Source organism: Microbulbifer maximicatervae (SeqCode) (assembly GCF_052468295.1).
The window spans coordinates 80106-92702 of record NZ_CP174340.1; the positions used below are offsets into that span (position 1 = coordinate 80106).

At 48.1% G+C, this 12597-nt stretch carries 9 protein-coding genes; 5 read left to right on the forward strand and 4 right to left on the reverse strand.

The features are described from left to right. Positions 1-46: 46 nt before the first annotated feature. A complete protein-coding gene (gene pepQ, locus ACJJIQ_RS00640; protein ID WP_445363377.1) occupies positions 47-1348 on the reverse strand; it encodes a Xaa-Pro dipeptidase in 1302 nt (433 codons plus the stop codon). An 83-nt stretch (positions 1349-1431) separates the two neighbouring features. On the opposite strand from pepQ, the gene purU reads away from it, so the two are divergent. The 5 genes from purU to ACJJIQ_RS00665 all read left to right on the forward strand — a co-directional run bounded on the left by purU (position 1432) and on the right by ACJJIQ_RS00665 (position 8187). Further along, positions 1432-2271, forward strand: coding sequence for a formyltetrahydrofolate deformylase (gene purU, locus ACJJIQ_RS00645; RefSeq protein ID WP_282934112.1), 840 nt, complete (start codon positions 1432-1434; stop codon positions 2269-2271). Between the two features lie 70 nt (positions 2272-2341). Beyond that, on the forward strand, positions 2342-2758 hold the full coding sequence (locus tag ACJJIQ_RS00650) for a hypothetical protein (protein WP_444914595.1): 417 nt from the start codon (positions 2342-2344) through the stop codon (positions 2756-2758). Between the two features lie 75 nt (positions 2759-2833). Beyond that, positions 2834-3565 carry a helix-turn-helix domain-containing protein gene (locus ACJJIQ_RS00655; protein WP_445363378.1) on the forward strand — a complete coding sequence of 244 codons (732 nt, stop codon included), beginning with the start codon at positions 2834-2836 and terminating at the stop codon, positions 3563-3565. Positions 3566-3945: 380 nt separating this feature from the next. Next, a complete protein-coding gene (locus ACJJIQ_RS00660) occupies positions 3946-6753 on the forward strand; it encodes a TonB-dependent receptor (RefSeq protein ID WP_445363379.1) in 2808 nt (935 codons plus the stop codon). 114 nt (positions 6754-6867) lie between these two features. Beyond that, the gene (locus ACJJIQ_RS00665; RefSeq protein WP_445363380.1) at positions 6868-8187 is read left to right on the forward strand and encodes a glycosyl hydrolase family 18 protein; all 1320 of its coding nucleotides are present in this window, start codon (positions 6868-6870) and stop codon (positions 8185-8187) included. 199 nt (positions 8188-8386) lie between these two features. Here the strand turns inward: ACJJIQ_RS00665 and ACJJIQ_RS00670 are convergent, their stop codons facing one another. The 3 genes from ACJJIQ_RS00670 to gcvP form a co-directional block, all read right to left on the reverse strand. After that, positions 8387-8599, reverse strand: coding sequence for a hypothetical protein (locus ACJJIQ_RS00670; protein ID WP_282934107.1), 213 nt, complete (start codon positions 8597-8599; stop codon positions 8387-8389). Beyond that, positions 8599-9063, reverse strand: a complete 465-nt coding sequence (locus tag ACJJIQ_RS00675) for a Tse2 family ADP-ribosyltransferase toxin (RefSeq protein ID WP_445363381.1) — start codon at positions 9061-9063, stop codon at positions 8599-8601. The genes ACJJIQ_RS00670 and ACJJIQ_RS00675 overlap by 1 nt, the downstream gene beginning before the upstream one ends. 273 nt (positions 9064-9336) lie before the next feature. Then, positions 9337-12228, reverse strand: a complete 2892-nt coding sequence (gene gcvP, locus ACJJIQ_RS00680; RefSeq protein ID WP_445363382.1) for an aminomethyl-transferring glycine dehydrogenase — start codon at positions 12226-12228, stop codon at positions 9337-9339. Between the last annotated feature and the right edge of the window lie 369 nt (positions 12229-12597).

Here is a 12597-nt window from a genome sequence, read left to right on the forward strand (position 1 = left end):
AGCGCTTACTTGTAAGCACTCTCACAATATTGCTTTAGTCTATGAACTAAGGGTTGCGAGAAAGGTTTTCGTTGCCGGTTGCCTGCACGACAATATTGTCTTCAATACGCACGCCGCCGAAGGGGCGGAAGCTGTCGACCTTATCCCAGTTAACCTCGGCAGCGAGGTCTGAGTCTTTTAGCTCTCCCAATAGGCTATCGATAAAGTAGAGTCCAGGTTCGATGGTAAATACCTGGTTCTCCTCGATAGTTCTGCTGGTACGCAGGAATGGGTACTCGGCCGGTGGGGGTGTCATGCCTCCATCGGGGCCGGTCTGGTGACCGCCGACATCGTGTACCTGGAGGCCGAGAAAGTGACCCAGGCCGTGTGGCAGGAAGGGGCGAGTTAAGCCGGATTCCACGGCATTCTCGGCAGAGGTTTTGATTATGCCAAATTGGGCCAACAGCTCTCCCACGTTTAAGTGGCACTGGCGATGTAGTTCCGGGTAAGGCAGGCCAGGTTTGAGGCCGTCTACCAGCTGCAACTGCTTTTCATCCATAGCCGTTACCAGCTCTGCGAACTCATTATCGGCATAGGCGTAGGTGCGAGTGATATCAGAGCAGTAGCCATTGCAGTCAGCGCCCGCATCGATCAGGAAGCTTTTCAGCTGCGGCTCAGGCAGGCGCTCAGTAGACAGGTGGGTGTAGTGCAGGATTGCGGCATGTTCATTCAAGGCAACAATGTTGCCGTAGGGCATACGGTTCTCGCCTTGGCCAGCAGCGCCCAGGTAGGCTTGATTGATCTCAAATTCACTGGCGCCACTGCGGAAAGCCTGTTCGGCGGCGCGGTGCCCGTTGACCGCAATACGGTTCGCCTCACGCAGGCAGGCGACTTCATAAGGCGTTTTATAAGCGCGGGCCCAGTGCAAGCGGTTGATCAGAAGCTCCGGATTTTCCTCTCCCAGTGACCAGCCTTGCAGCTTGTCGCTCTCACCGATAAAAGCGGCATTCTCAGGGCTCAGGAACGCCTGGGCATCGGTCGGCTTGCTCAGTAGTTCGATATCGTAGAAATCGCTCCAGAAGGTCTGGGGTGCCGGCGGTACATAGTGCCAAAAGTCTACTGGACGGTAGAACAAAAGCTTTGGCTTTTGTCCGCGCTGATAGATAACCCAGCTGTGGGGGTTGTCGGTAATGGGAACCAGTGCCTTAAAGTGGGGATTCACCTTAAACGGGTAATAGTTATCGTCCAGGAACTGCACCCTGGGAGCGCCACTGAATACGTTGAGGGTATCAAACCCGCTCTGCTCGAGGATTTCGTCGTAGCGGCGGCACAGGGTGGCCATATGATCGGCGTAAAGGTTTTTATCCATGTTCTCCCCGGAATGGATCGCTGAATCGTAAAGTCGGCATAGTGTATAGTCTGGACTCTGGATATTTGGCCTGAAATTTGACCATGGAAAAGAAGATACTGCTGACCGACTGCCCCGATGATAAGGGTCTGATCGCAAAGATTACCAATATTTGCTACAAGCACCAGCTGAACATCATCAAGAATGATGAGTTTGTGGACCGGGTTGAGGGGCGCTTCTTTATGCGCACTGCCCTGGAGGGTATCTTTAACGATGCCACCTTTCTGGAAGATCTGGATATGACGCTACCCCAGGGGGCAGAGCGTCGCCTGGTATCCATAGAGCGGAAGAAACGCCTGGTGCTGATGGTTACCCGCGAGCCCCACTGCCTGGGTGATATCCTGATGAAGTGCTATTCCGGCGCTATGGATGTGGAGATCGCGGCTGTTATCGGCAATCATCCGGATCTGGAGGGGCTGGTACAGAAGTTTGATATTCCTTTCCACTGTATTTCTGCTGAGGGGATGGAGCGCGGGGCCCACGAGCAGCAAGTGGCCACCTTAGTGGATGAGTACAATCCAGATTATTTGGTGCTGGCCAAGTATATGCGCGTGCTAACCCCTGATTTTGTTGCTCGCTATAGTGGGCGCATTATCAATATCCACCATTCTTTCCTTCCTGCATTTATTGGGGCCAAGCCCTATCAGCAGGCCTACGAGCGTGGAGTAAAAATTATTGGAGCCACAGCGCACTTTGTTACCGATGATCTGGATGAAGGGCCGATCATTGAACAGGATGTAATACATGTGGATCATGCCTATTCTGCAGAAACCATGGCGGATGCAGGTAGGGATGTTGAAAAATTGGTTTTGACTCGAGCGCTGCAACTAGTTTTGCAGGAACGAGTGTTTATACACGGAAATAAAACAGTGGTATTTAAATAGAAACGCAGTAAACAATACTAACTTTGCGCTCGATGTAGTAAAGCAGGTTAGTGTTTAGAGAGGATTTTGAGTGAATAATAAAAATATTAGCAGTTTTCAGGCCCGTTTATTTATTGCCGCTGGCCTAGCGTTACCTATTTTTCTCAGTGCCTGTTCCAGCAACAAGCCGATTCCCGGAATGAAAGAGTCGTTTGTAACTGAGATTGCTCAAAATGGAGCTAAGCGTTTTACATTTACTCTTGAGAAGGATCGACAGGATCTTCCTCCCCCAGTTTCAAACCAGCCTAGTTCTCAACGTCGAATGCAGCGGGATACTATCGGTTTGGGAGGCCGTTCAAGTGACCGTGTAGAGCGTTATTTAGATTGGGCTCTCGAACAAAAGATGTTGGAAACCGGTTTCTGTGAGCGTGGCTATTTTGAAATTGAACGGGTTATTTCCGCATATGGTGGTGAGGTGCGGGGAGAGTGCCGAGAAGGCGCTTTTTAGTGCCTTTTCTGCTTGCTGGATCTGTACAGTAATAAAAAGGCAGGGACTCTTTACCAGCTATTGTAGATAATAATAATGAAGTCTGAATCAATATTGGAAATGGTGTCTACCCAGCAGATTATTGCGGTTTTTGATTTAATATCAGATATTATTTTTTGGGTAAAAGATGATTCTGGTTACGTAGTACATTGTAACCGAGAGTTTATTGAGCATGTTGGATGTAGATCCCTTAATCAGGTTGTGGGCCGCTCTGATATGGATTTTTCCCCCTCTTATCTCGCAAAAAACTATATGCGTGATGACCAAAGGGTGATGGAAGGCGAAACGATTACAGATCGACTGGAGTTAAATATAGGGAAAAGTGGAGAGTTGGTTTGGTTTACGACATCCAAGCGCCCACTAAAGAATTCCACTGGAAAAATTATTGGTACCTATGGCGTAGCTCGAGATCTTAATGAGACGGTCAAAACGCTTTCCAGAATGGATAAGCTGAAAAAGCCTGTTGAATATATTAAAAATAATTACAGTCAGCCGATTACTGTCGAACAGCTAGCAGAGGTGGCCAGTTTGTCTGTTAGCGCCCTTGAGAGGCGATTTAAAAAGTATTTGGAGAAAACTCCAATGCAGTTTGTCAGGGAGGTTAGGTTAGAGAACTCCCGTCGTATGCTGGTGGACACTCAGCGGCCAATTTCTGAAATCGCATACCGTGTCGGATTTCCATCTCACAGTTACTTCAGTAGACATTTTAAGAACATGTTTGGGCAGCTTCCCGCTATTTATAGAGAAGAAGTTCAGTCTCAACTTTGAATGCGATAGGCCATTCCTGAACTATTTAGAGATGGATAATCAATAGAAATTTCTTGTTGAAATGATTTGGTGCTGGCTATCTTCCCTTAAAAAATAGTTTATCTATTTGTTGAATATCCTGTAAATCTATAATCGAATTTTGGCCTTTCATACCTTCTAATACCTTTCCCTTAGTGTCCTCCAAAATTCCAAACGCCGATTTTGTTCTATTCCTGTCTCAGTTTCTATTACCCCCTTATCCCGTTTTTTTCTTAGGGTTTTAGTGCTCAACAAGTGGACTGTCATTACGGGGTTTAGGGTCCCCTGACGGTTTCTCGCCCCTCTCCAATTTGGAGAGGGGCTCTTTTAAAAAACTTATAAGAAAAGAAAGTTGGGATACTATGAAAACAGTCAAGAATAATAGACGAACCAAGGTCAAAATCTGGAGCCGGGAGATTAAGCAGAAATCGCTAGTCTCCGCTATTTCATTAGCCATTAGTAGCGTGGCGATTGCTGATGATATCTCTGAGAAAGACAAACCGATGGATCATATTGAGGTAATCGGAATTCTTGAGAGTAATACCAGAAACCTGGAAATTAAGCGGGATTCTAATGCTATTGTAGACGCGATAACCGCCGAGGATGTGGGCAAGTTCCCGGATAAGAATGTTGCAGACTCTCTTCAGCGCGTGCCAGGGATCACGATTACACGCAGTGGTGGAGAGGGTAGTAGAGTCAGTATTCGTGGCACCAGTGCCGAGTGGACCTTGACTCAGTTAAATGGAAACTACATTGCAACCTCTGATGGAGAAGCGCCATCTCGAAGCTTTAATTACACTTTGCTGCCATCTAACATGATTAGCAAAGTAGAAGTTTACAAAAGCCCGGAAGCTAGAATTGATGAAGGAGGAATTGGCGGAACGGTTATTCTACACAGTCGTAAGCCTCTGGAAATGGATTCTGGTGAGGGTGTTATAACTACTGAAACCACTTACTCAGATACTAATGAGCAGTGGGAACCTCAATATAGTGCTTTTTACTCCTGGAAAAATGAGAGTGAAACCTTTGGTATCCTGGCTGGCTATACCAAGCAGGACAGAACCGTAACCTCAATTGAAAACTACGCGAGTCATTGGCGATTCCATTCAGATACGGTTGAAGGTGCTGAGCGTCCGGCAATTGTTGACCAGGAAACTGGTGCAGTTTACAACAATGTTTGGGCGCCCAGAGCTATGGGTATTGGTAATCATGAGCAGGATAGGGCCAGGGATGGTTATCAAATTACTACTCAATGGCGGCCAACTGAGCGCTTGGAATTTGCTCTGAACTATTTCAGTTCCCAGTTGGGATACGATACCCGTAGTCAGAATCTCACTCTAGCTGAATGGAATGATAACCATAACCCCTACTTTGGCGTTGAGCTGGAAGGGGATACCGTAGTTACCTATGGCAACGGTGATAACGGCTTGCTAAATGCTGATAACTGGGGCGATGCTGATGTCAATGGTGGTGTTGAGGTAGAGCGAGGTTTAATGTCTCCGCAATTGACCGGGCAGGATAGCTACGGTGAATCAGAATCTCATACATTCGACCTCGAAATTCTGTATGAAGGTGATTCTTACACAGCAGCAGTGAATATTGGGCGCAGCTCTGCAAAAGGAGGTGTCTCCGAAAGAATCATGGCAAATATGGATGCACGTTATGGTTCCGTAAATAGTTGGCTGTGGTCTATTGCCGACGGGGAACCCAGCTACGAAATCTCTACAGATCTCACCTCGGATCAGGAGGCCTATCCATACTATGACTGGTTTAGTTCTGACGCTACCCAAAATCGGGATAGGGAAGATTATTATCAGCTTGACCTGGGATTTGATACCAATTGGGAAATAGTTAACAAAATCTATGTCGGTACTAAATATCGGGATCATGAAGCTAAGTCTCTAAGAGATACTTTCCTGTGGGATGACGGTATTTCGGATAACGGTGGTTATCGTGGGTGGTTGTCGGGTACCGAATGGTTCCACAACCCGGATTTTCATCCCGACACTTCAATCTTAATTGGCGGCAGCGTAATCGATAATAGCGCAGGCGATACCGGGGCTATTAACTATCTGCCTTTTGATATAGATGCGCTTAAAGCCTACGTTAGTGATAATTTTACCCGGACTGTAGTTCCTGTCTTATCCGGTACCTATACCATCGAGGAGAAAATATTTTCACTTTACGCACAGGCAGATTTTGAATGGGAAGCCTTCCGGGGTAACTTTGGTGTCCGCTATGTTAATACCGACTTAACTACCTCGACGTACGATGACATCATTGGTCAAGAGACAGATATCACCAATGCAAATAACCGAAGTGCTGATAATGAAAACTTCCTGCCAAGTTTGAATATTGCCTGGGATCTAACTGATGACCTTGTAATACGATTTGCTGCAGCAAAAACCATGTCTCGAGTTAGTTATGCTGATTTGGGGCAGGCTGAGTCTTATGGCCCCCCTGTAAATATTAACTCGCCGGATTCTTGGACCGGCCGTGGGACTGGCACTTCAGCAAATACTGGGCTAGAAGCGATGCTCTCCAATCAATTCGACCTGGGAATTGAATGGTATTACTTTGATGCTTCCGCACTTGGGGCAACATTATTTAGTAAGAATATAAGCAACCTTCCTATAACCACAACTGAAGTTGTATTACGTGAGCACAATTGCTGCAATGGACCCATTGAAGTCGACATGACCACAAAAACGGGTGGTGCTGAGGCAACTTCAAGAGGCGTTGAGCTGTTTGCACAACATGCGTTTGAAAGTGGTTTTGGTGTAATGGCAAATTATACCTACACCGACACCAGTACTTCAGGGGTGTTTGTTAATGGTGAAGAAACTGAGGCAGAAATTCCTGGAACGGCTAAGCACCAGTACAATCTTTCCGGTTATTATGAAAATGATTTGTACAGTGTGCGAGCATCTTATAACTGGAAAGATGATCGAGCTGGGGGGCTTCACCAAGGGTATAATTTATACGATAAAGCTTATGGGCAGCTTGATCTTAATGCCAGCTTTACCTTCAATGAAAACCTCAATTTCACGGCATCTATCATTAATTTAACGGAGGAAAAGGTAGAGGGGTTCTGGAAGCAGGAAAACAGAATGACTTATTATAATTACTCTGGGCGCCGACTATATATTGGTGCAAACTATAAATTCTAATACCTCGTTGATCGTAGTATTGGGTGTAGAGTGTAAGCTCTACACCATTTTTTTTGACTATCGATATTAGATTATAGAATTCACATAACTACATAATAAAAAATGAGCATAAATATGAAACAATCGACACGTAGAGCAATGCAGGCTGCTTGTGCCACCATTCTATTTCAGACTTGTGCATACGCAGACATTGAAGTGGTCAATTCGGATGACTGTCCCTCGGATACTATAACAGTAAGCTATTCTGAAGCGCTTAATTATCCTAATGAATTTTGTGATCTTCTCAATGATGGTGATTTGGTTGGTTTATCAGAAGGGTCTTCAATAGAACATCTGGGAAATAATTGCCAATTGACGAGTAATGAAAGTCGCCAATTATCCATGACATTATGTAAATCTGAACCTTCAGCGCCTCATGTTGTTAGTGGAAGCAGCTGTGCATCTGATGCAAGCCCGGTCACCTATCTTGAGGCTCAAATCTATAAGGATGAGCTGTGTCCCGTCCTGGGGGACTGGGAAATTGCAAGTCTTGCCGATAATGCCTCCATGGATGGCAGCGGCTATGGGTGTGGTTCACGTAAGAATGAAATCCGTGAGCTGGGCTCAACTCTGTGTAAATCTGATACTCCTCAGGAAGGTGTGTCAGCGCCTAAAGTTGCTTACGTAGAAGTTAATAGTAATAACCTGGGCAATGCAGGCTGCTTTACAGAGAGCGATGGCAGCCAGTTGTTTGATATAGCTGTGATCTTCGCGGCAAATATTAATTACGATGGTCAGAAAGCTGTACTGCATTTTAATGACCAAGTGTCAGACTTGCTCAATAACAATTTGAGTACAGTACAAGACTTGCAAGACAAGGGTACGAAAGTGATGCTCAGCGTTCTCGGAAATCACCAAAATGCAGGTTGGTCTTGTTTTGCCGATGAGCAATCCGCTGATGACTTTGCTCAGCAGTTGAAAGATGCAGTGGATCAATATGGTCTGGATGGTATTGACATTGATGATGAGTACTCACAGTGCAGCCAAACCTATTCTGATTCCCTGGTAAAAGTGACTAGTGCATTACGAGAGAAAATGCCGAATAAAATCATTTCCAAAGCACTCTGGAGTGATACCGATGCTTTTCAGGCCGAATGGAATGGCAAGAAACTGGGCGATCAACTAACTTATGGCTGGGAGATGAGCTATTGGTTGGGCTCAAGTTGTACTTCAAGAATCCAGAAGTATATCAATCTGGGTGTTGATAAGTCTAAGCTAGGTGTTGGAGCTTCCACTGTCATGAATGGTGCATCTACTGCAAGTGCTTTGGCTTCCTGTAACGAAAATAATAACCTTGGTGGCGGCACTATGATATTTAATGTGACTAAAGATTCTAGCAGTTACCTTTCTACAATATGGCCAGGTACTTCAGCGGTCCCGAATTGCCTTAAGTAGTAAAAAATCCCCGTGGAATCTTGTGTGACTTGCTGAAGCGGGGATGTGCTAAAGCTAATTACTCAGTACAGGCAGGAATGTTTATATAACTGCTGTTGTATGGGGATATCCTATACAGTTATAGGCTGGGAGTGGTATGAATATATTTGTCCAGCTTAATATGCTTCAGGGTGGTTCGACGCCACCCTGAAGGAAAGCTTCATAATAGTTTTTCTAGGGGTATGCCTGTTTCTTTTTCAATTACTTTATATTCCTCTTTAAGGAACTCTAGGAATTGTGTCAGCTGTAAGTGGTGCTCCTCATAATCTGTTTTATCGCCTATGGTCTCACTTCTTAAAAGGCTTTCTTGATACAAAACGGCATCTCTAACAGCAGAAATTAGTAGTGGTGCCCAGGTATTAGGTACTTCCATTATATAGCTTCCTTAATTAAGGATTTCTCTAGTATTTTTAACTTATTCTTAAATTGATTCAGAGGCATGTCGTAGGCTGGGGCTATCGTATAGTGTGTTGCCTCAAATCTGGTGTTATATTCATCTTTTACAATTGCAATTCCTTCTGGCAAAACTGTCCCTGCAGGAATTTTGTAGTACTCCCAGTTTTTGCCTTTTGGTAAGCCTAGTTTATCAAAAGTGCTGAGTCCCCTGGGGCGATCTTTTATGCAAACCCACTCTGTCCCATCGCGGTATTCTATGGTGATATCTGCTGGTCTAGGACGTCCGTTAGACAGAATGAAACCTTTTTCTATAAAGTCGAAGACACCTTGGTCTGATTTTTTGTTCAGAGCTCTCCATAGATCTATGGGTGTTTGACCGTCAGAGTAAGAGTCTGCTTTTCCCTTAGCAATTAATATTTCTTTTAAGACTTTAATGGTCACTTTCACCTCCGATGTTGAAAGCTTGGGGCGATTAGAAAGTTTGGCTAAATTTTTTCCAAAACTTTCTAATACCGTTTCTTTTATGTAAGGCGCCGCTTATGTGAGGATTTTTAACTAAGTTAACGCAGAATAATATTGTTGAAAGGTAATGGTTGCAAATACGTAGCTATACAGGAAGTGAGAGTTTGTGCCAGTTCGATAAAAGTATTGTGGGTCGAATAAAAAAGCGGGCATAAAGCCCGCTTTTAATCCTTCCTGTGAGTGTGTCTGATTTTACTCAGCGTAGCTCTCAATAGGAGGGCAGGAGCAGATCAGGTTGCGGTCACCGTATACGTTATCGATACGGTTGGCAGCTGGCCACACCTTGTGCTCTTTTAACCACGCCGCCGGGCGCGCAGCGATATCGCGGGAGTAGTTGTGGGTCCACTCTTCGCTCATCACGTCCTCAAGGGTGTGGGGAGCGTTGTGCAGCGGGTTGTCTTCAGGGGTGTACTTACCGCTGGTTACGTCTTCCACTTCCTGGCGAATTGTTGCCATCGCTTCGATAAAGCGATCCAGCTCACCCTTGGATTCGCTTTCGGTAGGCTCGATCATCAGGGTGCCGGCTACCGGGAAGGACATAGTGGGGGAGTGGAAGCCAAAGTCCATCAGACGCTTGGCGATATCCTCTTCAGTGATACCGCTGGCTTCCTTGAGTGGGCGCAGGTCAACCAGGCACTCGTGGGCAACAAAGCCATTGGTGCCGGTGTAGAGTAGGGAGTAGTGCTCACCCAGCTTCTTGGCTACGTAGTTGGCGTTCAGGATTGCCATTTCGGTAGCCTGCTTCATGCCCTGCTTACCCATCATACGGATATACATCCAGCTGATCGGCAGGATGCTGGCGGAGCCCCAAGGAGCGGCGGATATGGTGCCATTATCCAGCTTGGTTTCCGGTACTTCAGTCACCGGGTGGGCTGCCAGGTAGGGCTTCAGATGCTCGCCAACAGCGATCGGACCCATACCGGGGCCGCCGCCACCGTGAGGAATACAGAAAGTTTTATGCAGGTTCAGGTGGGATACGTCACCACCGAACTGGCCCGGAGCTGCGACGCCGATCAAGGCGTTCATGTTGGCACCGTCGATATAAACCTGGCCGCCAGCCTGGTGAACCAGGTCGCAAACTTCGCGGATACCTTCCTCGAACACCCCGTGGGTGGACGGGTAGGTGACCATCAGTGCGGCAACGCGGTCGCCGTGCTCTCCGATTTTGGCTTTCAGGTCTTCGATATCCACATTGCCTTTATCATCACAGGCAACCACAACCACTTTCATGCTCACCATCATGGCGGATGCCGGGTTGGTGCCGTGGGCAGAGGCGGGAATCAGGCAGATGTCGCGCTGGGTTTCGCCCTTCGCTTCGAAGTACTTCTTGATAGCAACCAGGCCTGCGTATTCACCCTGGGAACCGGCGTTGGGCTGCAGGCTCACCGCATCGTAACCGGTGCAGGCTGATAGCATTTGCTGTAGCTGGCGGAACATTTCCGCGTAGCCTTCTGCTTGATCTACTGGTGCGAAGGGGTGCAGCTTGCCGAACTCTGGCCAGGTGACCGGGATCATCTCGGCGGTGGCGTTCAGCTTCATGGTGCAGGAGCCCAGGGGAATCATTGAGTGATTCAGGGCGATATCCTTAGCTTCCAGAGACTTGAGGTAGCGCAGCATCTCGGTCTCGGAGTGGTAGGTGTTGAACACTGGATGGGTCAGGAATTCAGTATCGCGCGCTAGGGCGGCGGGTACACCCAGAGAGCCCTTGCTGGCAATTTCGCTGTCCAGAGTATGCAGATCGATGCTGTGTTCGGTGCCGATAAAGGCATTGATCAGGTCGGACACATCCTGCAGGGTGGCGGTCTCACTCAGGCTCACACCCAGGGCGTCTTCACCAATTTTACGCAGGTTGATCTCAGCGGCCAGGGAGCGCTGGTAAATCTCTTCCTGCTTGGCGCCAACGGTGATATTCAGGGTATCGAACCAGCTGTCGTGGGCCAGGTTAAAGCCTTCCTGCTGCAGGGCGGAAGCGAGAATATCTGCCAGGCGCTGGATGCGGGCAGCGATGGTTTTCAGGCCTTCAGGGCCGTGGTAAATCGCATAGAAAGCGCTCATTACCGCCAACAGCACCTGTGAAGTACAGATGTTGGAGTTGGCTTTCTCGCGGCGAATATGCTGTTCGCGGGTTTGCATGGCCATGCGCAGGGCACGCTTGCCTTTGCTATCGACGGAAACGCCGATAATACGACCCGGTGCGGAGCGCTTGTAAGCTTCGCGGAAGGCGAAGAAACCGGCGTGGGGACCACCGTAGCCCATGGGGATGCCGAAGCGTTGGTTACAGCCAACAACTACGTCTGCGCCCATATCACCCGGTGCTCGCAGGGCTACCAGGCTCATCAGATCAGCGGCCACAGTTACCAGGGCGTTGGCTTCGTGCACCTTGGTGATGATGTCGGTCAGGTCGCGTACACGACCGGTGCTGCCGGGGTATTGCAGCAGGGCACCGAACAGCTCGGCGGGAATATCTTTTTCCACATCGCCGACAACGACCTCGAAGCCGAAGTGCTCGGCGCGGGTCTTAACGACGGCGATGGTCTGCGGATGGCAGTCCTGGTCTACAAAGTAGACGTTGGATTTGTTGCGTTTGACCTGGCGCTTACACATGGCCATGGCTTCAGCTGCTGCGGTACCTTCATCCAGCATGGAGGCGTTGGCCAATTCCATACCGGTGAGGTCCATAATCATCTGCTGGAAGTTCAGCAGGCCTTCCAGGCGACCCTGGGCAATTTCTGGTTGGTAAGGGGTATAGGCGGTGTACCAACCCGGATTCTCCAGCACATTGCGCAAGATCACATTGGGGGTAATGGTGTCGTGGTAACCCATACCAATAAAGGTGCGGTAGATCTTGTTGCGCGCCGCGATATCTTTCAGCTCTGCGAGGGCCTCAACTTCATTGATCGCGTCAGCCAGATCCAGCTCATCGGTCTTGCGAATGGCTTCGGGCACGGTTTTCTCGATCAGCTCTTCGAGGCTGGCAACTCCGAGGGTTTCCAGCATGGCCTCTACCTGTTTGGCATCGGGGCCAATATGGCGATGGATAAAGGCGTCGTGTTGTTCCAACTGCTGCAGCGATGGTTGGGTCATAAACTTCGTTCCTGTAGTCGCAGGGAGTCGTCGCAGTGCGCTCGCGGTTAAAAATAGCACCTGGCCTCAGTACCGCTTTTCCTGTGGAAAGCCTCGGGCCTCCGCGTTGCGGATAGGCGAGGGTAACGCTTGGGAAAATCGGTTTGCTGGCAGCCCCAGTGTCGCAATACGGAACTAAAGGGGAAGCCGGGCCATAGCGGCAGGCGCGCATCTTAGCAACCGGGGAGAGTAGGGGCAATCTGTGGGATTTGATCGAGGAAACTGCTAAATTTGGGGCCAAAAAGTAGGTTTAATCCTGTGAAATGGGGGGTGAGGGGATTTTGTACTAAGCCGTGTCGGCTAGTGATGCTAGTCAAGGCGGAGTAAGGG

Coding starts and splice junctions, on each gene's coding strand:
- purU (WP_282934112.1), top strand. CDS start 1,432: ATGGAAAAGAAGATACTGCTGACCGACTGCCCCGATGATAAGGGTCTG.
- ACJJIQ_RS00670 (WP_282934107.1), bottom strand. CDS start 8,599: ATGGAAGTACCTAATACCTGGGCACCACTACTAATTTCTGCTGTTAGA.
- pepQ (WP_445363377.1), bottom strand. CDS start 1,348: ATGGATAAAAACCTTTACGCCGATCATATGGCCACCCTGTGCCGCCGC.
- ACJJIQ_RS00665 (WP_445363380.1), top strand. CDS start 6,868: ATGAAACAATCGACACGTAGAGCAATGCAGGCTGCTTGTGCCACCATT.
- ACJJIQ_RS00660 (WP_445363379.1), top strand. CDS start 3,946: ATGAAAACAGTCAAGAATAATAGACGAACCAAGGTCAAAATCTGGAGC.
- ACJJIQ_RS00655 (WP_445363378.1), top strand. CDS start 2,834: ATGAAGTCTGAATCAATATTGGAAATGGTGTCTACCCAGCAGATTATT.
- gcvP (WP_445363382.1), bottom strand. CDS start 12,228: ATGACCCAACCATCGCTGCAGCAGTTGGAACAACACGACGCCTTTATC.